Here is a 22,559-nt window from a genome sequence, read left to right on the forward strand (position 1 = left end):
ACCTGGTGCACACAGAAATCACAATCCCTGCCTCCACTTCAAACCTCGGCGCGAGTTTCGATGCGTGCGGGCTGGCGCTCTCGCTGTATCTGCGGGTCACGGTTGAAGACCGTGCCGGCGGATTCGAGGTCGTGCCGACGGGCGAAGGCGCGGATCGCGTGCCGCGTGACGAGTCGAACCTGATCGCCAGGGTGGCGCGTTCAGTCGCCGATCTTTGCGGAAAGAGAATTGAGGGCGCGCGGTTGCTTGTTAACAGCCAGATTCCGCTTGCGCGAGGACTAGGCAGCAGCAGTGCCGCCATTGTCGCGGGCATCTCGGTCTACGAGGCGCTGACCGGCGAGCGCTTGAGCGAGGAGGAGTTGTTTGGCTACTGTCTGCGCTTTGAAGATCACGGCGACAACCTTGCGCCCAGTCTGCTGGGAGGGCTGGTCGTCGCCTGTGTAACAGAAACGGCAAGGCTGGAACGATCGCTCGTCACAGTGAAACGCGCGTGGCCTGAAGATGTGAAGATCGTGCTATGCATTCCTGAATTTGAAATGAATACTTCGCAGATGCGCGGTGTCTTACCCAGGGAAGTAAAGCTCGGAGACGCAGTGTTCAACGTTCAGCGCGCGGCGCTGCTGCAAGCGCTGATCGCCGAACGCCGCTACGAACTGTTCGCCGAAGCTCTACGCGACCGCTTGCACCAGCCGCATCGCATCCCTCACGGGCCGGGGCTCGGAGAGGTGCTGCGAATGAACGAGCAGACGCGCGACTATCCGGGCTTGCTCGGTGTAGCGGTGAGCGGGGCGGGCTCGACTATGATCGCGTTCGCCACCGAGAACTTCTCGCAGATCGCCGCCGAGATGAGTTACCGGCTCGCGACGGCAGGCGTCCGGTCGCGCACGCTCGAAGTCGGCGTCGATAATAGCGGCCGCGTGGTTCGAAGTGTCACCCCGGAGGGGTGAGATGTTTGAAGGAGTCTATGAAGCGTTACGCTTTCATCATTAGCATCGCAGTCGCGCTCGATGCATTCGCTTTTGGAAGCACTGGCCGTTGCGCGCCGCTCTACGCCAACCGCGCTCAAGCCGCGACAACGCCGAAGGTCAGCGCCGAGTTTCAGGCTGAGGTTTCACAGCTCACCTCGACAGGCTCGAGGCTGAAAGAGGCCGTGGAAGCCAGCTTGGACGGAACGGCCCATCACCTGGCAGCCATCTTCCAACAAGAGAAACCGAAGGCTCCCAACGAGGCCTTTGAACTGCGAATCCTCGAAGGCGACGGCCGAACTTCCAAGACAATCTTCCGGCGTAGTGACTTCTTTTTCTCTTTCGCTCTCGCGCGCGAGCCAAACAAGTTGAACGCCACCGACATAAACGGCGACGGGATCAAAGAGATAATCGTTCAGAGCTCGAGCGGTGGAAATTGTTGGAGCTGCAACCCGACCGAGATCTATCAGGTGCGCAATCACAAAGCGGAGCTGATTGCCGCGGCGCCGATTCAAAGGATTGCCGACCTCAACGGCGACGGCATTCATGAGTTGCTGGTGACCGACGCGCGATGGGAATCCTACGACGACCTGTCGCACGCGGCCTCACCGGGAGCGGTGATGGTATACGGGTGGCGAAACGGCAAGTACGTGTATGCGGCTCGCGACTTCGCGGACTTTTACACGGGCGAGCTTGATCGCATACGCGCTTCGATCGAAGAAGCGAAGTCTCAAATAACTACCGGCGAGTATTCTGATGAGGCATACGTTGGTCTGGCGATCGCGCTTGCGCTAACCTACGCTCATACCGGCGATGTCGAGCGCGGGTTGAAGGAAATGGAAGCGTTGTTGAACTCGAACGCGAAGTCAGCGGCGCAGACTAAACACCGGCTTGTGATCATCGATGATTTCCGCAAAGGCGACAGCGCGAAGAAGCTTCGAGAGATGAAATACGGCGACCCGCTCCCGCTGTAGAGCCAACAAAGCTTGTTCCTCCCCAGCACCAACAGGATGCTCAAAACCTGTTTGCCGCCACTAAGACTCAAAGACACTAAGGCGCACCAGATCAGTGAACACACCGACTTAATCGGTTCGGGCTTCTTTGTGACTTTGGGTCTTAGTGGCAAGAAAGCGGTTTCAGCATCTCGGGCGTGCCAGCTAATCTTGTTCGTTACCGGCTTCGAACAGACTCAAATCCAACCGCGCCATGCAGGGACGCGAACCGCGGCAAGGAACTAAAACCGGAATCGGCGGAATATCCAGGAACCGCCAAAACACAGTCCTGGCCCGATCATTCGGAACGATGATGATGTCATTCGGCTGGAGGGGGACGTCTTTCTGTTTCCCGCTCATCACGGCATCGAGGTCGACGTTGATTTCTAGCCGCGTCCCGGTTGAATCCTGCCGGAATATGACTACTCGGCCAGTCTTTGCTCTGACGGTCACGCCGCGAGCAAGCGACACCGCCTGCACCAACGTCATGCCTTCTTTGAACGGGAACGACCCCGCCGCGGTCACTTCTCCTGTGACGAAGACAACGTCGGCCTGAGGGATGTTCACAATGTCGCCCGGCTCGAGATTCGTAGCCGCCTCGAGATTGCCCGTGAGCGATGCATCGATCTTTACGTACCGCACGAGTGAATCCGGGGTCTTGAGCCTGCGTATGATAAAGGCGGTCGAGCCGTGACTATCCGCAAGCCCCCCTGCCAGGGCGAGAAGTTTCAACAGCGACGGGGCGCTCTCAATCCGGTAAACGCCAGGCTTGTTCACCGCGCCTTGAATGAAGTATGCGTATGCGTCACCCGGTGTTTGACTGGAACCGCCGGCAACCGACTGCGCGTGACCCGTCGGCAGATTGGCTTGCGTCAAGCTCGCGAGTGTCAGCAAAAGGCTAACCGTTAGCACTGCGGTTCTTTTTGACATTGCCATGACTGCGGAAGTTATATCGCCGTTAGGGGTTGGTTTCAAGCGAGAGAGTATCGCCGGCCTCCGGTGCGGGCAAGCTCGCGGGATCGAGTGCGGTTGCCACAATGTCGTGAGTCCTTCTCGCGAGTTGCCGCGCGCGTTCTTTCAGTTCGGACCTGCTCGCCTCTTCATCCATACGCTCGACTTTGATCGGCGGGTGATACGTGATTGTCAGCTTGCCCAGCCGCGGGAGCATTTGCCCTACCGGCCAGATCGTACCCGCTCCCTGGATCGTCACGGGCACGATGGGAACACCGTGAGCCAAAGCCAACCTGAACGCGCCCATCTTGAACCCCATCAGCTTCCCGGTTTTAGTGCGGCCGCCTTCCGGAAACATCACTAACGCGCGCCCCCTCCGCAGCATATCGATCGCCTCTCGTTGAGCCGACGCATCCCCAGCTACATCAAGGTTCACCGGGAACGCCCCGAACATTCGCATCATGAGTCCGAACACCGGTATGCGAAACGGCTTGTCCCACGCCATGTAGTAGACGCGTCTGCGCACCGGGACGGTGATCCAGACCGGATCGGCGTAGGTGACGTGATTTGGTGTAATAATGCAAGCGCCTTCGCTCGGGATGTTCTCGACGCCGTGGAACTCAATTTTGAACAGCATCCGGCAAAGCCACCAAACGAATGGGCTGAGCACGGCTATTAGAAATCGCATAGTCTAACCGTTCCCGAGCGTGTTAACTGAAAGTAGGCCGTGTCATTAGACTATGCCGCAGAGCGCCGGTGCAAGCTTAGTGCACTTTGGTGGCGGATGTGACTAAAAACCGGGACCTGTCCGAAGGAGCGTTTTGACATCGCATGACGGGGACCAACTTGATCGAGTCCGCTGCTCTAACGAGGTTTCTCAAGCGGGCTATGAAGGGCGGCCGGCAGGGATTCAGCGCGCCAGAAAATATCCGCTGTTGCCGTCAGCATACCGGCTATCACGACCGTATCATTGCTGGCGGCTACCGTAGGATAAGAGGCATCGGCGAACGGCGCGCTTTTCTGTAGCATTCCTTTTTGCGGATCTAATAATCCCCAACTGGTAGATTTCTGCGCCTCGTCATCCCAAGCCACAAATACGCCGCCGGAACAAGCGATTGCCTGGGCGTGTTTGCCCACCTTCTGATCCGCATCAAGCCATTTGCGAGTTGAATAGGTCGCTCCGTGATCCGTTGATGTAACGTAGTAAAGACCAGGCCGATCATCGCTTCCGGTAAACCACACGACGGTTATTTGATCCTTGCTGTCGATCGAAAGGCTCGGACCGGCAACTGGACAGCCATTGATCTCCCACACATCCTGACTCGCGGCTTTCGCGGTAAATGATTTGCCGCCATCATCAGACCTCGCTACCAGAATGTCTCGGTGCATAGGTCCATTGCGCGGGACAGTTCGATAAGCGACGAATAATCTTCCGGCAGAATCAACGGCCGTATGAGTGCGGCAGCACTCGCATATATCCGAAAGGATCTTGCGGTCGGGTGAAAAAGTCTTGCCGGCATTTTCTGAAGTCGCCATCCAGATATCGGCTCCCCTGTCTCCCGGTTTTTTGTTTCGCTCGTCAATCCAGACAACGTAAACGCGACCGTGTTTATCAACGGCTATGGATTGAAAAGCGTGGCCGGCGGGTTTCTTCCTGGCGTCTGAGTTAAGAGTGATTGCCGGAGAGAAAGTCTTGCCGCCATTTGTTGAGCGCGCAAACCGAATGTTGCCTTCGCTGTGAGACGCGCCCATTCCCCAGCACGCATACAGTTCGCCGTTCGGGGCGACAGCCAGTTTTGGCGGATTCTCGTTTCGCACCATCGCGTCTCCATCAATGTTATTGACGCGAGAGGGTGCAGAGAAAACTCTGCCGTCGGTCGAATGACGCAGCATCAGGTTGTTCTTATCATTTGCCCGCTCGACATAGAGCAGGTAGAAGCCACCGTGATTGTCCGACGCGACGAAGGGATTATGTTTGCCGTTTTTTGCCGAACTGTGTTTATGGGTCTGCGCCGATGCCACAGCAAAGCAGCACGACAAAAGAACCAAAGCGCGTGTTGGTTTTCTCATATCCGGTCTTCTGTCAAAAAATACATCATTACTCAAGCATGGGCTTGATCTTCTCATCAAATTCTTCCATATCGAGTACACCCAAAATGCGGTCACGGAGTTTTCCTTCGCGGTCAACGACGAGCGTTACGGGCAGGACCTCTTCGATCCCGTACTGTTTCGAGAGATCAGTTGTGCCAAAGAGCAGTGGATAATTGATCTTGAACTTACGAGCCAGCCGACTGACCAGCGTTTTCGCTTCCGCCTCGTAGGTTACGCCGATGATTTGCAAGCCGCTCCCTTTGTACTCTTTCTGCAACTTGACCAGTTCAGGCATCTCTGCGAGGCACGGTACGCACCAGGTCGCCCAGAAATTCACCAGCACGACTTTCCCTTTATAATCGCTCAACCGCACAGTGCGTCCTTTCAGGTCTTTCAACGTGAAAGCAGGTAGCGCATCTGTCGCTTGCTCGGCAGTCGCTTGATTGACGGGAATGACGAAGAGAATCAGGAAAACGAAAATAACAAGAATCTTCACTCGAAAACCTCAGTACAAATAACGGACGCCGATAAGCAGACTTCTCCTGGTTCGCAGTACCATCGGTCCGCTGTTGTCAACAACAGGCAGTTGCAAGCTCGCCTCAACCACGAACTGAGAAGTCGCGGTATATTGAAGCGCGGGCGCTAGATAAAATTCCGATGAGCTGCTGCCGGGCACTTCCCCGCCATTTATTCTCCCGCGTCTTCGGTGGACGTAATTGGTCTCAAGAATTGCATAGACTTCTTTACCCGGGTTCTGATATTTGAGCGGAAGGATTATGAATTCGAAATCCGTATTGATTCTTATTTCATTGCCCAGACGATAACCATCGCGGTCAGCCCGCATGATGCCCTGGATGTTGGCTCCGTAAATAAATCTATTCTTCGCTTGCGAAAACGACACATCGCTATTGAAAGAGATGCCGCCCGTATTGGTCGTCAGTTGTTGACGAACGAAATCATCGGCGTCCAGCTTTTTCTCCAGCGTCTTCTTTGTCGTTGGCAATCCCAGCCCGAATCGAATCGCCGCGTGGCTATGCCCCCAGGTTTCCATCGTGCGAAAGAAGCGGTATTTCCCCCAAAGTGTTATGTTGCCAAGACTGGCGTCAGAGCCTTTGTTCACTCCATCGCTGAAAGAAGTGCGCTGAAAAGAGAGGTCCGTTTCAAGTTCAATCTTTGGCGTTGGCCCGTAGGTCATCGTCATCTCAAGTGCGTGGATGTCAGCCTTGATGCCGCCGAGTTCGCGGCTCGTGAAGACGTAGCGCGGCTTAATTACGCCGCCTCTATAAACCGTGACTGCCGGTGAGGTTGTTCGTATTGGCGCAAGGTACAAAGTCGATTTGCTGTTGCCGCCGACAAGCGAAAAATCTATGTCTTTCAGGTACTGCGCGGATATGACGGTCTTGACCGATAGCAACGCTGGTTCAATCTCAGTCTTTGCTGAGTCTCCAGTCGAAAACCTTATCTTGCCTTGCGACGCGCCCTTGCCTCGACATTCTTCCGCATCGCTGATTGGTGCGAGAAGCAGATTTAGCGAGTCTTCATTGAACTGATCAGGTGTATCGGCTTTTGTCGAACTGTGTTTGTTTGTCTGCGCCGATGCCAGAGCGGAGCAGCACAACAAAAGAATCAAGACGCGTGTTGGTTTCCTCATTTTGTCCCTTGCCAAAATAGTCTAAGCGGTTTGCATCTCTGGCTGCGCTCGCAGGTTTCTATCAGCGAGCGCATCGCCGCTAACTCAAAACGCGCTGTCGAGACTGGCTTGCGAAACCAGGCTATTCCCGTTCGTCACAGGATGTCTTGTCCGAAGCAGGAACCATCTCAGTTTTTGCGCGCGGCGGTTGGGTGTATGACTTCGCGGCTGCTGGCATCTTTGCCAACCGTTTGCCAATCACCGGTAATCTCAATACTCGCTCCACTAGCTGCGTCGGCAAGCGTCTCTGTGAGATTCGGTCCTTCGAGCGCAAATCTTTGTTTGGACGAGTCTATCTCGATAAACCAGTTCGACTCTTCGCGTATGAGTGTGCCCGAAACGATGATCTCAGCGGAAGCGAGCACATAGCCCGTCTTCTTCAGCGCAGATTTAATCTTTGCGAAAGAGGCTTGCTTATCCGGCTTGGGCGTAAAGACTCCCAGACCGCGTTTGATGTCCACTATTTTTATGTCATCGCCTTTCGGCGCAAAATCCAGACGGCCCACGGCCTTCTTGACGTTAAACACGCAGTAGCCGCACAAGGACCCGGCAATCGTCATGCGTATCTCTTTTATCTCGGCGCGCGAATCGCTCACGTTGCCAAGCATCAACGCAATTCCGGCAAGCATCACCGCAATCGTTCGCTTCATCATTTCACCTTTGTATCTTCTGCGACTACTTCGGCAATGCTCTTGACGTAAAGCATGTTGCCTTTGACCCTGCCTTCAACCGAAACCAGCAGACCTTGTTCATCTTTGGTCTTATCCAATATTTCGGCCACCTTTTTATTTCCAGCCTTATCGAGTTTGTATATCTTACCGTCTTCGGTCATTACGGCATAACCGGCTCTTATGCAATGCGCCATTAGCGAGCATTCCTTCGTGTGCTCTTTCGCTTTCGTGAGCGCTTCCGGGTCATCCGCATAACTGTTGGCGCACATCATATCTACAAGATAACCTTTCAAATTTACTTGCTCTTTGCTGTTTGCAAACGCTGCTACCACAAAAAGTAAGCATAAGATCGTTGCAATGCCTTTTCTTAACATCGTGTTTTTCCTAAAGATATTATGCAAGGCTGTACGGGATTGCGCTGCATTTATCACGGTTTTTAGAGCATCGCTGCTGACTTGTCAGAAACTCCTTGTGAACTAGTTGACAACGTGGCTATGGTATTCCAATGGAATAGCAAAAACAACGTCGCTTCATCCTCATCAAACTATTGACAAACGAACCTTTTTGCTCACTGCAAGAGCACAGCGAATACTATCTCTAGCAGGCGCGATTTTCTACTCGCTCCGCCCCGAGCGCGTATCTGACAAGCGGTTTATTAAACTATGAAGCAGACTGCCGGTGCAAGCGTAGCGCACTTTGCCCGCCTTTGATCGCGCGGCCTGTGCCTGTTGAGAGCCATCGCTTTGCTCTGCTACAGTGAAGTCATTCCCGCGATGAACTACGAACTGAACTTTGAATATCTGATCGCGCGACTGACGCCGCAACTCGACGAGCAGCAGCTTGCCGGCGTCCATCGCGCGTATGATGTCGCCCGGACTGCTCATTCGGGGCAGACGCGCGACGAAGGCACGCCCTACATCGTCCACCCGGTGCGAGTAGCTGTGTCCCTGGTGGATGAACTGAGTCTCTACTCGCCAACGCTGGTTTGTTCTGCGCTGCTTCACGACGTGATCGAGGACAGCGATGTTACCCGGGATGACATCGGGCGAATGTTCGATGAACGGATCGCCGAAGTAGTGTGGCTGCTGACGAAGCTTGAAGACGTGAGCTTGCGCGACTACCTCGGTCGCATCGAAGCCGCCGCTCACACCGGTGCGCCGCTCGTGAAGCTTTGCGATCGACTCGATAACATGAGATCGGTCATCGACACCCCGAAGCTGGAGAAGAAACGCCGGTACATTCGGACAACGGAGGAGTTTTTCTTGCCGCTCGCCGCGCGAACGAATCAGTATCTTCACAGCGAACTTTGTCGCTCGCTTGACGAGGCCCGCAGCCACGTTATAGGCATTGGTTGAATCCCGCGTCAGGAGCGCACGCATGCGAAGGTTAGTCTTCTCCGCCGCCGCGATCTGCTCGGTTTGCGTGTTCGCGTTTGGACAGAAGGATGCCGCCGAGCTTGCGAGATTGCGACTACAACCGGGCGCATCTGCGTCGACTCCTATCGCCACTTAAGTAGCTGATTCCTAGCGAGATTTCTCGAACTGCCGGCTTTGAAAACCGAGCCTCGATCTAGTAAAATCAGGCTTGGTTGAGAAGCCCGAAAATCTTCCGGCACGCCTCCTAGCAACACAAAAGACGAGGCAGCAAAAAGCCGGGCCAGGCAGCCCGGCTTTGGAAAAGTTGCGCTTCGTGGTTGTGCAACCGGGCTTGCTGCGCGTAGGCGGGACGGTTGCAAACTCGACCATCATTGTCACGATCGCGGCGAATATCCGCGGCAAGACAACAGCCAGGTTCAACTGACTATATCAACGAAAGAGTGCGAAAGAGTGAAAGAGAATGGCAGAAGCTGCACATAAGATTCCAGTCAACATAGAAGAAGAAATGAAGCGCAGCTACCTGGACTACGCGATGAGCGTGATCATCGGCCGCGCGCTTCCCGACGCCCGCGACGGCCTGAAACCCGTACATCGACGCATCCTTTTTTCAATGCACGAGATCGGGCTGGTCCCGGGCCGGCCGTTCAAGAAGTCGGCGACCGTCGTTGGCGATGTGCTCGGCAAGTACCACCCGCATGGAGACACCGCCGTCTACGATTCATTGGTGCGAATGGCGCAGGACTTTTCGCTCCGCTATCCGCTGGTGGATGGCCAGGGCAACTTCGGTTCGGTCGACGGCGACTCGCCGGCTGCATATCGATACACCGAAGCGAGACTCACTCGCATCGCGATGGAGATGCTTGCCGACATAGACAGGGACACCGTCGACTTCGTTCCCAACTACGATGAGTCGCGTGAAGAGCCGACGGTTTTGCCGACCCGGTATCCGAATCTGCTGGTCAACGGCTCGGGCGGCATCGCGGTCGGCATGGCCACCAACATCCCGCCGCATAACTTGAGCGAAGTCATCGAAGCCACGATCTACCTCATTCAAAATCCCACCGCGCGCCTGAAGACGTTGATGGGCATGATACCCGGGCCCGACTTTCCGACCGGCGGATTCATCTACGGCCGCGAAGGCATCAAGAACGCCTACGAGACAGGCCGGGGCATGGTCATTATGCGCGCGCGGGCCTCCATAGATCGCGTCGGGCGCACCGGCGAAAGAATGGCCATCGTCGTCACCGAGATTCCTTATCAGGTGAACAAGGCCAAGCTGCTCGAGCGCATAGCCGAGCTGATCAACGATAAGAAGCTCGACGGCATTTCCGACTTGCGTGACGAATCGGATCGCGAAGGTATGCGAATCGTCATCGAGCTTAAACGCGACGCGATACCGGACATCGTGCTGAACAACCTGTACAAGCTGACTCCGATGCAGCAGTCGTTTGGCGTGATCAACCTCGCTATAGTCAACGGGCAGCCGCGTGAGCTTAAACTGATCGACACGCTGAACATCTTCTTCGAGCATCGGCGCGACGTAGTGCTGCGCCGCACGCGTTACGATCTGAGAAAGGCCGAAGCTCGCGCGCACATCCTCGAAGGCTTGAAGAAAGCGCTCGACAATCTGGATGCGGTGATCTCGCTGATTCGCAAATCGAAGAGCGCGCCCGAAGCTCGCGAGGCGTTGATGGAGCGATTCAACTTCAGCGAGCTGCAGGCGCGCGCCATTCTCGAAATGCAGTTGCAGAAGCTGACCGGCTTGGAGCGGCAAAAGCTGATCGATGAGTACAAAGAGGTCATTCAGCTCATCGCCGAGCTGGAAGAGATACTGGCTAACGAGTCGGTGCTCCGCAACCTCATCGTCAAGGAACTGCGCGAAGTCCAGAAGGAGTTCGGCGACAAACGAAGAACCGAGATCATCGAATCGGGCGCCGAGCTCACCCTCGAGGACTTGATCGCCGACGAAGACATGGCCATCACCGTGACCCATTCGGGATACATCAAGCGCACGCCGGTGTCCGTCTATCGCGCGCAGCGGCGCGGAGGTACGGGCCGCAAGGGGGCGACCACCAAGACCGACGATGTTGTCGATCATATCTTTGTCGCGTCGGCTCACAGCTACCTGATGATCTTCACCAGCAACGGCCAGGTCTACAGAATCAAGGTCCACGAGATCCCGGATGCGGCCGCGGCGGGACGAGGCAAAGCCATCGTCAATCTCGTCAACATCCCTCACGGTGAGAAGTTCGCCGGCATAGTTCCGGTTCGCGACTTTGAAGAGGGCAGGTACGTCATTATGGCGACTCGTAAGGGAACGATCAAGAAGACCGAGCTCTCACGATTTGCCAACATTCGAAGCGGCGGAATCATCGCAATGGGAATCGATGAGGGCGACGAATTGATCGCCGCCGAGATCACCGACGGCAAGAAGAAGATCTTCCTAGCCACGCACGAAGGAATGGCAATTTGCTTCGATGAATCCAAGCTTAGAGCTCAGGGACGTCAGGGCTCCGGCGTACGCGGAATTACGCTGGAGAAAAACGACTACGTAATAAGTGTCGCAGCCGTTACAGACGACACTGAGATGCTCTCGATCTCGGAGCACGGTTTCGGAAAACGTACGCAGCTCAAGGAGTATCGTGTCACGTCGCGCGGCGGCAAGGGCGTGATCAACATGAAGACCAGCGACCGAAATGGTCTGGTTGTCGCCGTATTGCCGGTCAACGACGAGAGTCAGATTATGATAATCACCAATCAGGGCAAACTGATTCGTATGGAGACAAAGGGCATTCGCGTATCGGGGCGATCGACACAGGGCGTCAAGCTGATCGATGCTTCCGACGGCGACCTGGTATCGTCGGCTTCGCTGATCGAACGTCAGCAAGACGCGACCATAGAGCCGGAAAGCTAGCGATAGAGACGTTGACAAAGACGATTTCAAGTTCTGTACTGGCGTCCCTCGCTGGACGCCCGTCGTTACCAGAATCTTCTCGAGGGACACCCGAGGGGCGCCCACAGAGGGACGCCCGTCCAGGGCGAGCGCTTTCCGTTTTTTTCGCGCTGCTGATCGTAGCATTTCTCGCCGGAGGGTGTGATCGCGATGTAGAGCAATCGCTCTCGCGGGCGGTTGAAGCATGGGATTCCGGTGACTACAAGCGCGCGGCCGAGGAGTATGAACGTTACCTCGAGCATAATCCAGCCAGCGAAAAAGCTCCGGAGGCGAGATTCCAACTCGCGAACATCTATTACTTCAAGTTGCGCGGCTACGATCAGGCGCGATCTCACTACACCGCTTTCGTCGAGCAGAACCCGTCACATCCATCAGCCCAGTTGGCGCGCGAGCGCCTTGCCGAAGTGCTCGGCGAAATGGGACGTTCCTATGAAGCGATCGCCGAGTATGAGAACCTGAACCCGCAAGACTCGGGCGAGCGCCGCCGCATTCGATTGCGAATTGCGGATCTTTACTTCGCGCAGAGAAACTACAGCCAGGCGCTGACCGAGTACGAAAAAGTCATCGAGCTGGTCCCTTACGACGAGCTGAGCGAACAGGCGTATTTGCGCGAAGCATCGATCTATCACATCGAGCGCGGGCAGTATCAACAAGCGTTACCGATTTATCAGAAGCTCGGGTCGATGAGCAGCGATCCGAAGGTCCGAGTGCGCGCGGCGTACGGTCTGGCTGATTGCTATGCTGGGATGTATCAGTTTGACGAAGCGATAAAAACGTTGCGCGCGATCAAGGACGATCCCGAACAAACTGACGTTGGGCGTCGAGTGGCCGAACTCGAACAGCAAAAGCGCGAAGCAGCTCAGGCGAGAAGCGGACTGGAAAGGTAGAAGGCGGAAGGCAGAAGGCGGAAGGCAGAAGGCAGCGTGACGACTCGAAAACTGCTTCCTGCTGCCTTCTGCTTACTGCCTTCTGCTTTCTGCCTTCTGCCTTCTGCTTACTGCTTACTGCTTTCTGCCTTCTCGTTCTCTACCCACACCGCTCCGTCCTCGAAGTACTCCTTCTTCCAGATCGGCACAATCTTCTTCAAATGATCGATCGCGTAGTGGCAAGCTTCGAACGCGATCTTGCGATGGGCGGAGGTTACGACAATGACCACGCTTGACTCTGCTATGTCGATGCGGCCAAGGCGATGAATAATGCCGACGCGATTGACGGGCCAGCGCCCGTGGACCTCGCGGCCGATCTGTTCCATTGTGCGACGGGCCATTTGCTCGTAGCCTTCGTATTCGAGGTACAGCGTCCGGCGGCCCTTCGTATTGTTGCGGGCAACTCCGTCGAAGATCACCACCGCGCCCGAGTCTCCTTCGAGGAGTCGCGCTCGGAGGCCGGCGATGTCGATCGGTTCACGAGTGATTTCGAAGATGTCGCGGCTTTCAGCTTCGCCGCCGCTCACAGGGGGAAGCACCGCGAGCTGGTCGCCCTCCGAAAGAGGATGCGAAGGCGCGGCGTATTCTTCATTGACTGCGAACAACAAACTCCGCTCCATCTCGGCGAGCCTCGGGTGGCGTGATCTGAGAATCGCAAAAGCGCTTTCGACTGTAGCCGGCGCGTCCAATTCGAGATCGAGACTCGACGACCCGACCCATTCGCGAGCCTGACCGAATAATAGAGCGGTGATGCGTACTGTGTTCGGCATGGGTGCAGAGTCCGTAGTCCGTGGTCCGTAGTCCGTAGTCCGTGGCTCTCTCGCCATCAACTCGCATCGAAGAGCTACGGACGACTGACTACGGACCACGGACCAGTTCCACATCCTCGATCTTCGAATCTTCAATCTTGAAAGCACGCAGTTCAACGCGCGGTTCAAGCGAGATGATAAAGTAGAACGCTTCGGGGTAGAAAGCCATCTCCACATCCGACGCCGACGGGTAAGCCGGCGTCCGCGGATGAGAGTGATAGACCCCAAGCAAAGCCTGGCCTGCTTCGCGGATGCGCCGCGTCGCCGCGAACAACTCTTCGGGCGTCGCGAAGTACCTGGTCTCAGGTTTGTCGGCGTCGTTGCGAAGCTGATGAATATCGGTAATCAAGCCGTTGCTGCCGCTGAGCAAGCCGCAGCATTCGGCAGGGTGAGTTCGACGCGCGTGTTCTTCTATCGCGGCAGCGATCGCGTCTGTGATCTGAACGAGCGTGTCGCTCAACCGGAGGCCTCCGCATCGAAGTCTGTCGCTGTGGATTCTACCACAGCTGAGCGCGGGCGTTAGCCCGTGGCAGCTCCGCATATCGAAGGACCACTAGCACAGTGAAATGGAGTTGAGTCGTTCGAGTGTTCGGCCCGGTCATAGCATACGCTATCGAACCGCGAGTGTTACTTTGCCGCGCCGGATCATCCGGGATTGTTTCGTCCTTCCATGCCTTCGCAATGGCTGGATCGCCGGGTACGCCGAACTGCGCGATGAAACCGGCACGCACTCGGAAGAAGCGCGAGTCGTCAAAGAACCCGGCGCGCGCAAGGTCATAAAAACGATCAACGCCACGAGGGGCCCACTCTCGATGAGCCTCGATGACGAAGCTTCCCTTGCTGGTTTCAAGTCTCACCTTGAACACGTCCGGCGCTCGCTGGCTCCATAGCTTGTGCTTTGGATTCATCAACGCCGCTCGTGATACTTGAGCTAGCATGTCTTGACCCTTTTTTTTGAAGTGACCGAGGCAGTATGTCGAATACACCAGCGACTCGATAGCCTACCCTTAAGGCTCATGCTTGGAGTCAAGCATAATATCGGAGGAGTACGGTTCTTGTCATTAGTTACCGAAGCGGGTTTCGTGGATGAGTTAGGTCAATTCCGTGTCCCAGGTGGAGCACGACACGGCCGGGATTAGAACGGAGCGGGCTCAGACGGAGACTCAAGGGGCAGTCACCCCATTCTTCTTTCGCTGGTTTGTCAGAGTACCTGAATCAATAGTCTTGCCGGTGCGCGAAATAACCTGGAAGTGCATCGTGTCGTCGACAATCTCGATTAGCATGAAATGCATGTCTTGATCGAACGACTTTGCGGTGACTTGCGATACTCCGACGTCGCCGGCTCTCAATTTGCCGCCAGCGCCAGAGATGAAATAGTGAATCCCCTTTTGTGGCTTTAACCTCTCATAGAAGTGTTCGTGGCCGCTAAACACAACATTTACTCCGTGCTTTACGAATATAGGCTCGATGACCTCTCGTAGCTGCTTGTCGGAACCGTGCGCTTTGCCCGACGAGTAAGGCGGATGATGGAAAAAGCAAATCTTCCACTCGGAGTTGTTCTTCGATAGTTCGTCTTCCAACCAATCGACCTGCCGCTTATCCATGTAGTTGCTGTTCAGCGAGTAGAAAGTAGCATTGCCTTTCTTGAAGCTGTAATACTCTTTGCCATTCATGTTGAAATGGTCGTACATACGCTGGTTGGCGTCGTCGTGGTTTCCGAGCGTGGCGTAGAACTTCAATTTGGCGTCCAATAAAACCTTGTAGACACTCTCGAATTTTTTGTCATAGTCCTTTGCGCTGTCTCCCCCGTAGAGGTTGTCGCCCATCATCAGGACAAACTCGAAGGGGAAAACCTTCTTATATCGCACCATCATATCGGCTATCTGTTGTTGCTTGTCAGTGCCGGAACCTGTATCGCCGATAATCGCAAATCGGACTGAGCCTTCTTTTGTGGGTAAACTGACTTGCAGGGTCTCATTAGAAGTCGCCGGCCCTTTCTGGCAAAAGACGTTTTCTACGAAGCCACTAACAGCCAAGAAAGCGATTGTCATCGCCGAAGCAACAAGGCGTTTCATCCTGACCTCCTCTGGCGCTTACTTAAGGAGCGCGTTCATCATGTAGTCAACAATCAGGCCATTCTCTCTATCAACCAATAACAGATGCCGGCCGACGAAACGATACTTCACTTGTTTTGGCAGTTGAGGAAGTTTCAGCAAAAGCGTAGGCGGAATCTGCGTCAACTCTTTAGTCTCCGGATAAGGGTAATTGACTCGCAGGGGGACGCCTTTGGTATCCGCCTCCAGAATCGTTTCGCGCAATTGCTTTCTATCCGTTCCTTTGAACTCCGTTTTGATCGTATTGCGTATGTAACTGGCAATGTCCGAACTGAGAATATCTCCGGGCTTCGCGTTAGCTCTTGCTTTCCTCACGATATCTTCAAAAGCTTTCTTGTGCGCCTCTATTCGCTCAGGTTTGGCCTGGTTCGAAAGGCCGGGGAGTTTGCCTTCCAGCCGTTCCCGGAGCCTGACATATTCCTTGACACGTTTTTCAAACCTCTTAACTGTCTTCTTCTGGCTAGCCGTCTGGGCAGGTTCAGAGGGCTGCTTCTGAACCATGAAACGAGCTTCAGCCAGAGAGGAAATCGTCAGGAGCGCCACGCAGAGCAATATTACCGTGCAGACGGTAACAGCCACGGTCTTTGTTCTCTGTCGCACCAGCATAGAAGTCGCACCATCGTAGAAGCCGCACCAGCATAGAAAGAGCAAGAAAGAGCAATAAGGATGCCACCCTGGCCTACAAAGACTTGCTGAAAGGGTCGGTTCGCCAAGGAGTCTTTGATCGGCCCTTTATTCGCGGACGAGTTATTTTATTCTTATTCGCGCGGGCGACAAATGAACCGTTTTACACCTAGGAAGAGTGGCTTATCTCTTGCACTGATGGCTTTAGTCTGCGCCGATGTAGGCGCGGCATACAGTATCGCAGCGAGATTGATACATCGGCCGCTAGATGCATCGTTACATTGGCAACGATGGCCAAGAAGCAATGCGTGGCGGCTGTAGTTGACGCCCTGGCGAAACAGCGCTATTTCGAGGAGAGATGGCGAGGAACAAGCGTTATGAAACGAAAGGCTTCAAAGTTAGGGCGATTCTTAGTCCTGGCATCGGTGCTGGGACTCGTTTCTTCGGCGAGGCTGCTGCTCGATCAACCGCTGAAGGCCTCAACAACTGGAAGCCAGCCGGCGTCCGTTTCCGATCTCTCTACTACCGAGATTACGGGCGACGCCATCTTTACGAAGTTGGTTGAATTCAACCGCCTCAGAGAGTCTCGTTTGCAGCAATATTCGGTGCAGAGTACCTATCGGGTGCAAAACCACAAAGGCGAGATGCGCGCGGAGACTCAAGCATTGTTGCGCTATCGCGCGCCTGACACCAAGGAGTTCAAGATTATCTCTGAAAAAGGGTCAGGGCTCATTCGCAGTCGCGTCTTCAAGCCGTTGATGGATGTCGAAGTCGAAACTGCCGCCGAGCGCAACCGACTCGACAGTTCGATCACTCCTAACAACTACACGCTTGCTCTGCTCGGTGAAGAGGAGGTGGCAGGCTCTCACTGCTTCGTCGTGCAAGCCACTCCGAAGCGAGCAGACAAGTATCTGTTCAAGGGGAAAATATGGATCCACTCCGTCGAGTTTGCGATCGTCCAAATTGAGGGCCAGCCCGCCAAGAGCCCCTCGGCTTGGATCACGCGAGTGGACTTCGTGCGGCATTACCAGAAGATCGGAGAATTCTGGCTGCCGCTCAAAAACAAATCCATAACGCGAGTCAGATTCTTTGGGAAAAATACCTTGACCACTGACTACGATAACTACGAGATCAATCAGGTTGGCATCGCTAGAATGACAGAGAGCAGCTTGAACCGGAGAGCCCACTAGTTTCTTCTGTCTGAATGAACACCTCTTAACCGAGCAGCATCATTTTTTTTCGCGCCGCTCGATCTTAGACCAGGTATCCCGAAGAACGATCGTCCTGTTGAACACCAGCTTCCCGGACGCTGAATCCGGATCTACGCAGAAGTAGCCCAGTCGTTCGAACTGATACCGCGAGCCGGGCGCTGAGTCCCGAAGGCTCGGCTCGGCCTTGCAGCCGGACAGCGCCTCGAGTGAGTTCGGATTCAGATTGGCCGTGAAGTCCTCGCCTTCCTCAACCTCATTCGGATTCTCTTTCGTGAACAGCGTATCGTAGAGACGAACCTCGCAGTCTACCGCGTGCGCCGCTGAGACCCAGTGAATAGTTGATTTGACCTTGCGCCCGTCCGGCGTCGCGCCGCCCCGTGTCGCCGGGTCGTACGTGCAATGCAGCTCCACTACATTCCCGCCGGCGTCTTTCACTGCACTGTTGCAAGTGATCAGGTAGCCGTAGCGGAGACGGACCTCGCGGCCCGGCGCGAGCCGGAAGTATCCCTTAGGCGGGTCTTCACGAAAATCGTCCTGTTCGATGTACAGCACCTTCGAGAACGGAACGCGGCGGCTTCCCATGCTCGCGTCTTCGGGATTGTTGACGGCGTCCATCTCCTCGACAAGATCGTTCGGATAGTTGTCGATGACGACGCGCAGTGGCCGCAACACCGCCATGACGCGCGGCGCACGCTTGTTCAGGTCTTCACGGACGAAGTGCTCGAGAGCCGCGAGCTCCACTGTGTTGTTCGTCTTGGATACGCTCAGACTTGCGCAAAAGCTGCGGATGGCTTCCGCCGTATAGCCGCGCCGCCGCATCCCTGACAGCGTGGGCATGCGCGGATCGTCCCAACCCTTTACTCGGCCATCCTGCACCAAAGTCAGCAGCTTGCGTTTGCTCAGGAGCGTATAGGTGAGGTTGAGCCGGTCGAACTCAAACTGCCGCGATGGAAAGATGCCGAGCTGTTCGATAAACCAGTTGTACAATGGCCGGTTGTTTTCGAATTCGAGAGTACAGATTGAGTGGGTCACCTTCTCGATCGAGTCCGACTGGCCATGTGCGTAGTCGTACATAGGGTAGACGCACCATTCATTGCCCGTCCGGTGGTGCTCCATGTGAAGAATCCGATACATCACCGGATCGCGCATACTCAGGTTTGGGGATGCCATATCGATTCTCGCGCGCAAGGTTCGGGAGCCATCAGGAAACTCACCTTTCTTCATGCGTTCGAACAGGTCCAGGTTCTCTTCGACGGAACGTTCTCTGTATGGGCTCTCCCTGCCCGGCTCGGTCAGCGTGCCCCGGTACTCGCGAATCGCAGCCGCAGTGAGATCACACACGTAGGCTTTTCCCGCTTTGGTCAACTGAACGGCCCACTCATAGAGTTGTCCGAAGTAGTCGGAAGCGTAAAACAGACCGTCCCATTCGAATCCCAGCCAGCGGACGTCTTCCATAATTGAATCGACGTACTCGGTCTCTTCCTTGGACGGATTTGTGTCGTCGAAACGAAGATTACACTTGCCGCCAAACTCCGCCGCCAGCCCGAAATCGAGACATATCGCCTTAGCGTGCCCGATGTGCAGGTATCCGTTTGGCTCGGGAGGAAAGCGAGTTTGCACCCGGCCGTCATGTTTGCCAGCCTTGACGTCCTGGATGATGATGTCGCGAATAAAATTAGACCGGCCTGACGATTCAACTGGCATCGCGCCGGAGTCAGATTCCGAGTTCATTTGTTTGTATTATCTCCTATGCAAGCACTCTGAGGCGCAGGTATCAGATACGGATTATATATCGAGTTCGCGAAGTGCCGCGAGAAGATACCCAGCGAGTCTCTTTCGCGCATTGGTTGCTTAGAGCTACAGCGAGCGTCTCCAGTCGTCGGGTTATCCGCAGGTCACCCCGAACGATAGCTATATTGTCGCCTGCCTAAGGCCGGACAAGACCAACTGCCCGGATGACCCGGGCCCAGACCATGACTTCGGCCAATCCCCGATCCTTGTGACTTTGGCTGGAGGCGGCCGGGCACTGGTCGTGGGTCAGAAGTCTGGAGTTGTACACGCGGTGGATCCAGATCAGAAGGGCAAGATCCTCTGGCAGACACGGCTCGGGAAGGGAGGCGCCCTGGGGGGAGTTATGTGGGGCTCGGCGGCTGATCGCCAGAACGTGTACGTTGCCAATTCGGACGTGGCGTTTGTCGCGGGCGGCGGCAGAGGATTGGTTCTGGATCCCAAAGCCGGCGGCGGACTTTTTGCGCTGGATCTGAAAACGGGCAAGATACGGTTCAAGGTCCCGCCCTCAGATTGTGGAGATCGGAAGCAGTGCAGCCCGGCGCAGGCGGCGGCCGTAACGGCGATTCCCGGAGTGGTGTTCTCCGGAGGGGTCAGCGGCTACTTGCGCGCCTACGCGACCCGGGACGGCAGCCTGCTGTGGGAGGTCGACACCACGCAGGACTACATTACCGTGAATGGCGTGAAGGGGAAGGGCGGCGCTATGGAGGGACCCGGTCCTACGGTGGTGGAGGGGATGCTTTATGTAAACTCGGGCTACGGATCGTGGGGCGGAATAGCGGGGAACGTACTGCTGGCCTTCTCGGTCGACGGGAAGTGATTGTTGATTCTCAGATGCAATCAACCATATTTCTTCGCGGGTTTTTCGCGAACGGCTAACGGCGTGGGGGAGGATGTCAGCCCTTCCAGCACGACAGCGGGGACTTTGCCTGATCCGAGGACCTCTTTCGCATCGAGAATCTCTATGCCCACGAGCTTTTCCCCTTCACCAATGTTCAGGGCTACCTCCTCGTTCAGGCGCACCGTGCGGCATTCGTGCTTGCCCTCGACGAATCGAATGTAGAGCGCGTCAATTTCTGAGTCGTAGCTGATCTTCATCGTTGTGTCTCCGTTAGAAGTAAAACGTGTAGACTGTAATGACAACTATCTCTTTCGCTTCCTCCGTGATGACGGGAGCGACCTGCTTGATGGGATAAACCTTTCCCTGCCACGCTCGCCCATGAGGAAAATTGTAGCGGCACATTTCGCGCCCGTGTTTGGCAGGCTCGCGTGAACCTTTCTGAATCGCCGCCTTCACCTCGGCTTCAGTCGCGCCACGTTCCGCTGACTGTTCCTTCGCGTGTTGGTCAGGCGAATCCGTTTCATTTCTTTTGGGCGATTCCTTCCACGATTTGGATTTCTTCCGGTGTCATTCCATAGAGCGCATACACCAACTGGTCAATCTCCCGCTCCAACACGCTCACGTCGCCGCGGCGTCCCGCCGCCACGCCGCGAGCTTGGGAAAGCGAGCGCGAGAGCATCAATCTCCAAACCCGCGCGCTCGCGGGTCCATTTCAGGAGTTCTGGTTTAATATCAACACGAATCACGTGATCAAACTCATTCCAAATGCGCTGCTGCTCACTTTTCGTTATCGTCTCGCCCAGTCTCCTCGGGGGCGGCGTCGTGCTCAGAAAAGACCCGGGCAACACGCGTCGGCGATTTGCTTCCAGAGCGGAAGCCAGTTGCAACGCATCGTAACCGCGCAGGGCGTAGCTCTCGGCCAGCCGCAAGGCCTCGATCACGATGCTTTCCGTGGTGGCAGTCACGGCCAGCCGCTCGGTGAAATCACGCCGCAACCGTTTGACCGGCTTATGAAATTGATCTGCCGCGAGCTTGAGGCCTTTATGCCGCCGCGCGAGCGCCGCGCAAACTTCGACCTCGGTCAGGCGTGCGGCGTAGATTGCGTGGTGGGCCGAAGGCCGCCAGAGACTCAGCACGAAAGCCGTGCCGGTTTCTCTGATGAAGCGCTTGGCGAGCGCGCTGCTGTCGAAAAAGTAGGCCGCCATCTGCACCTCGAGCCAGCCTCAGATACGCTCACGAATGATCTGTTCGGACAAGGGTTCGCCTGCGATCTCAGGCGGCTCGTATTCGTCGAACTCTTCGTCGGTCATCGTGCGAGTGGGGATGTGCGCGAAGAAACCCTCGGTCAGCATCTCCAATTCGAACTCACGCTCGCGCTGGGCGGCGGCATCAGCGGTCAACGCCTCGGCTGTCGACAGCGCTTGCTGAAGCTGTTCGGCCAGCGCGCGTTGTTCGGAAAAGGGCAGCTTTTGAATCGCTCGGAGAATTTCAGTTCCAGACATTGTGGTTACCTCGCTCACGAAACGGGGCTGTCAATTGCTCCCGGACAGCGAACAGTGTAAAGCAGTTGGCAACAACCCTCAACTCTGAAGGAGAACACCCCGGACTACATTACCGTGAATGGCGTGAAGGGGAAGGGCGGCGCTATGGAGGGACCCGGTCCTACGGTGGTGGAGGGGATGCTTTATGTAAACTCGGGCTACGGATCGTGGGGCGGAATAGCGGGGAACGTACTGCTGGCCTTCTCGGTCGACGGGAAGTGATTCTTGACTCTCAGCTTTTTGTCGGGCTGAACGAAAAGGAAATTCAGGATGGTAGTGAGTGGGACCGACTTCGACGCGGGAGCTGAACTACTGGTGAACAACGGTGAACAACATATCGCTCTCACTTGGGAGCTCGAGCACGACTGAACTTGTAGGCCAGCTCATCAATGCGTTAATCTAAGCGCCGGGCGAGTTGAGCGTTCAGGTTCGCAACTCAACCGGGAAGACTTCGAATACCCTCAAGCTAACGGTAAGTCCGTAGTTTCTGTGCGCCGTCCAGCGACGAATTGCAAATCTGCAGGCCTGACCCTCGCCCCGCTTCCGCCCGCGTAAAAGTCACCGGTCTTGAACTCGGGCGCGAGTCTAGCATCGTCAAATCAGTAGAAGAGGCGAACTGAAAACGTCTCCTGAGTTACAGTGCCGCCAGCAAAACAATCGCAAAGAAAACAGCACACTCGACGGATTTTCTTCGCCCGCACTCTCAACGATAACGAGAACAGACGGAGAGGCTAGAACTTCGCTGCCAGCGTTTCGTTGTCAGCGCCATCCCCAATCATCATTGTGATTGTTTCAGTTTTTAGGTTTATCCAGAAGCGTCCGTTTCGGTCACCGCGATTCGTGGCCAGACAGCGTGTTACACGAGTGGTGATGTCGGTCGGAAACTGACTGGCAAAGCTGGTACCCCATCCTTTGCCGACGAAAAGTTCCCCGTCAGCATTCTGGTTAGCTGGGATTCCCCAAGAGGATTTCTCCTGTCTCGAAATAAAATCGGTTGACATGGGTAAATTGTTCCT

Annotated in this window: 28 protein-coding genes; 10 read left to right on the forward strand and 18 right to left on the reverse strand. The window is 55.5% G+C overall.

Annotated elements, in window-relative coordinates:
* Positions 1-5 precede the first annotated feature (5 nt).
* Together thrB and AABO57_08465 are read left to right on the forward strand one after the other, a co-directional pair.
* Complete coding sequence (gene thrB, locus AABO57_08460) at positions 6-947, forward strand: homoserine kinase (protein ID MEK6285758.1); 942 nt, start codon at positions 6-8, stop codon at positions 945-947.
* A 17-nt stretch (positions 948-964) separates the two neighbouring features.
* The gene (locus tag AABO57_08465) at positions 965-1,939 is read left to right on the forward strand and encodes a VCBS repeat-containing protein (GenBank protein MEK6285759.1); all 975 of its coding nucleotides are present in this window, start codon (positions 965-967) and stop codon (positions 1,937-1,939) included.
* A gap of 183 nt (positions 1,940-2,122) precedes the next feature.
* Here AABO57_08465 and AABO57_08470 read toward each other — a convergent pair whose 3' ends face one another.
* The 7 genes from AABO57_08470 to AABO57_08500 form a co-directional block, all read right to left on the reverse strand.
* Positions 2,123-2,887, reverse strand: a complete 765-nt coding sequence (locus tag AABO57_08470) for an SLBB domain-containing protein (GenBank protein ID MEK6285760.1) — start codon at positions 2,885-2,887, stop codon at positions 2,123-2,125.
* Positions 2,888-2,915: 28 nt separating this feature from the next.
* A complete protein-coding gene (locus AABO57_08475; protein MEK6285761.1) occupies positions 2,916-3,596 on the reverse strand; it encodes a lysophospholipid acyltransferase family protein in 681 nt (226 codons plus the stop codon).
* 176 nt (positions 3,597-3,772) lie between these two features.
* Positions 3,773-4,978, reverse strand: a complete 1,206-nt coding sequence (locus AABO57_08480) for a sialidase family protein (protein ID MEK6285762.1) — start codon at positions 4,976-4,978, stop codon at positions 3,773-3,775.
* 28 nt (positions 4,979-5,006) lie between these two features.
* Positions 5,007-5,495, reverse strand: coding sequence for a TlpA disulfide reductase family protein (locus AABO57_08485; GenBank protein ID MEK6285763.1), 489 nt, complete (start codon positions 5,493-5,495; stop codon positions 5,007-5,009).
* Between the two features lie 9 nt (positions 5,496-5,504).
* Positions 5,505-6,650: a hypothetical protein gene (locus AABO57_08490; GenBank protein MEK6285764.1), complete on the reverse strand. Its 1,146-nt coding sequence runs from the start codon at positions 6,648-6,650 to the stop codon at positions 5,505-5,507.
* Positions 6,651-6,817: 167 nt separating this feature from the next.
* Positions 6,818-7,339, reverse strand: a complete 522-nt coding sequence (locus AABO57_08495) for a hypothetical protein (GenBank protein ID MEK6285765.1) — start codon at positions 7,337-7,339, stop codon at positions 6,818-6,820.
* The gene (locus AABO57_08500) at positions 7,339-7,734 is read right to left on the reverse strand and encodes a hypothetical protein (GenBank protein ID MEK6285766.1); all 396 of its coding nucleotides are present in this window, start codon (positions 7,732-7,734) and stop codon (positions 7,339-7,341) included. Before AABO57_08500 ends, AABO57_08495 begins: the two co-directional genes overlap by 1 nt.
* A 399-nt stretch (positions 7,735-8,133) precedes the next feature.
* Here AABO57_08500 and AABO57_08505 point away from each other — a divergent pair, with 399 nt between their 5' ends.
* From AABO57_08505 to AABO57_08525, 5 genes are all read left to right on the forward strand, one after another.
* Positions 8,134-8,715: an HD domain-containing protein gene (locus tag AABO57_08505; GenBank protein MEK6285767.1), complete on the forward strand. Its 582-nt coding sequence runs from the start codon at positions 8,134-8,136 to the stop codon at positions 8,713-8,715.
* Positions 8,716-8,737: 22 nt separating this feature from the next.
* Positions 8,738-8,872, forward strand: coding sequence for a hypothetical protein (locus tag AABO57_08510; GenBank protein ID MEK6285768.1), 135 nt, complete (start codon positions 8,738-8,740; stop codon positions 8,870-8,872).
* A gap of 159 nt (positions 8,873-9,031) precedes the next feature.
* Positions 9,032-9,160 carry a hypothetical protein gene (locus tag AABO57_08515; GenBank protein MEK6285769.1) on the forward strand — a complete coding sequence of 43 codons (129 nt, stop codon included), beginning with the start codon at positions 9,032-9,034 and terminating at the stop codon, positions 9,158-9,160.
* Between the two features lie 36 nt (positions 9,161-9,196).
* Positions 9,197-11,650: a DNA gyrase subunit A gene (gene gyrA / locus AABO57_08520; protein MEK6285770.1), complete on the forward strand. Its 2,454-nt coding sequence runs from the start codon at positions 9,197-9,199 to the stop codon at positions 11,648-11,650.
* An 11-nt stretch (positions 11,651-11,661) separates the two neighbouring features.
* Complete coding sequence (locus AABO57_08525; protein ID MEK6285771.1) at positions 11,662-12,576, forward strand: tetratricopeptide repeat protein; 915 nt, start codon at positions 11,662-11,664, stop codon at positions 12,574-12,576.
* Positions 12,577-12,683: 107 nt separating this feature from the next.
* On the opposite strand, the gene AABO57_08530 is transcribed toward AABO57_08525, so the two are convergent.
* From AABO57_08530 to AABO57_08550, 5 genes are all read right to left on the reverse strand, one after another.
* Complete coding sequence (locus AABO57_08530) at positions 12,684-13,385, reverse strand: molybdenum cofactor biosynthesis protein MoaE (protein MEK6285772.1); 702 nt, start codon at positions 13,383-13,385, stop codon at positions 12,684-12,686.
* 88 nt (positions 13,386-13,473) lie between these two features.
* Positions 13,474-13,884: a M67 family metallopeptidase gene (locus AABO57_08535; GenBank protein MEK6285773.1), complete on the reverse strand. Its 411-nt coding sequence runs from the start codon at positions 13,882-13,884 to the stop codon at positions 13,474-13,476.
* A gap of 37 nt (positions 13,885-13,921) precedes the next feature.
* Positions 13,922-14,332 (reverse strand): peptidylprolyl isomerase, encoded by a 411-nt coding sequence (locus tag AABO57_08540; GenBank protein MEK6285774.1) that lies wholly within the window; start codon positions 14,330-14,332, stop codon positions 13,922-13,924.
* Positions 14,333-14,587: 255 nt separating this feature from the next.
* Positions 14,588-15,499: a metallophosphoesterase gene (locus AABO57_08545; GenBank protein MEK6285775.1), complete on the reverse strand. Its 912-nt coding sequence runs from the start codon at positions 15,497-15,499 to the stop codon at positions 14,588-14,590.
* A gap of 18 nt (positions 15,500-15,517) precedes the next feature.
* The gene (locus AABO57_08550) at positions 15,518-16,117 is read right to left on the reverse strand and encodes a hypothetical protein (GenBank protein ID MEK6285776.1); all 600 of its coding nucleotides are present in this window, start codon (positions 16,115-16,117) and stop codon (positions 15,518-15,520) included.
* Between the two features lie 422 nt (positions 16,118-16,539).
* Between AABO57_08550 and AABO57_08555 the strand changes: the two genes are divergently transcribed.
* Positions 16,540-17,352: a hypothetical protein gene (locus AABO57_08555; protein MEK6285777.1), complete on the forward strand. Its 813-nt coding sequence runs from the start codon at positions 16,540-16,542 to the stop codon at positions 17,350-17,352.
* A gap of 39 nt (positions 17,353-17,391) precedes the next feature.
* Here the strand turns inward: AABO57_08555 and AABO57_08560 are convergent, their stop codons facing one another.
* Positions 17,392-19,104 carry a glutamine--tRNA ligase/YqeY domain fusion protein gene (locus tag AABO57_08560; GenBank protein ID MEK6285778.1) on the reverse strand — a complete coding sequence of 571 codons (1,713 nt, stop codon included), beginning with the start codon at positions 19,102-19,104 and terminating at the stop codon, positions 17,392-17,394.
* A gap of 268 nt (positions 19,105-19,372) precedes the next feature.
* Between AABO57_08560 and AABO57_08565 the strand changes: the two genes are divergently transcribed.
* The gene (locus tag AABO57_08565; GenBank protein ID MEK6285779.1) at positions 19,373-19,981 is read left to right on the forward strand and encodes a PQQ-binding-like beta-propeller repeat protein; all 609 of its coding nucleotides are present in this window, start codon (positions 19,373-19,375) and stop codon (positions 19,979-19,981) included.
* 20 nt (positions 19,982-20,001) lie between these two features.
* Here the strand turns inward: AABO57_08565 and AABO57_08570 are convergent, their stop codons facing one another.
* The 4 genes from AABO57_08570 to AABO57_08585 form a co-directional block, all read right to left on the reverse strand.
* Positions 20,002-20,259 carry a DUF2283 domain-containing protein gene (locus tag AABO57_08570; protein MEK6285780.1) on the reverse strand — a complete coding sequence of 86 codons (258 nt, stop codon included), beginning with the start codon at positions 20,257-20,259 and terminating at the stop codon, positions 20,002-20,004.
* A 13-nt stretch (positions 20,260-20,272) separates the two neighbouring features.
* On the reverse strand, positions 20,273-20,458 hold the full coding sequence (locus AABO57_08575; GenBank protein MEK6285781.1) for a hypothetical protein: 186 nt from the start codon (positions 20,456-20,458) through the stop codon (positions 20,273-20,275).
* A 140-nt stretch (positions 20,459-20,598) separates the two neighbouring features.
* Positions 20,599-21,207, reverse strand: coding sequence for a type II toxin-antitoxin system VapC family toxin (locus tag AABO57_08580; protein MEK6285782.1), 609 nt, complete (start codon positions 21,205-21,207; stop codon positions 20,599-20,601).
* 18 nt (positions 21,208-21,225) lie between these two features.
* A complete protein-coding gene (locus AABO57_08585) occupies positions 21,226-21,504 on the reverse strand; it encodes a hypothetical protein (protein ID MEK6285783.1) in 279 nt (92 codons plus the stop codon).
* 114 nt (positions 21,505-21,618) lie between these two features.
* Between AABO57_08585 and AABO57_08590 the strand changes: the two genes are divergently transcribed.
* Positions 21,619-21,765, forward strand: a complete 147-nt coding sequence (locus AABO57_08590) for a hypothetical protein (protein MEK6285784.1) — start codon at positions 21,619-21,621, stop codon at positions 21,763-21,765.
* A gap of 509 nt (positions 21,766-22,274) precedes the next feature.
* Here the strand turns inward: AABO57_08590 and AABO57_08595 are convergent.
* On the reverse strand, positions 22,275-22,544 hold the full coding sequence (locus AABO57_08595; protein ID MEK6285785.1) for a hypothetical protein: 270 nt from the start codon (positions 22,542-22,544) through the stop codon (positions 22,275-22,277).
* Positions 22,545-22,559 lie beyond the last annotated feature (15 nt).

This window comes from Acidobacteriota bacterium (assembly GCA_038040445.1).
Taxonomy (GTDB): Bacteria; Acidobacteriota; Blastocatellia; order UBA7656; family UBA7656; genus Onstottus_A; species Onstottus_A frigus.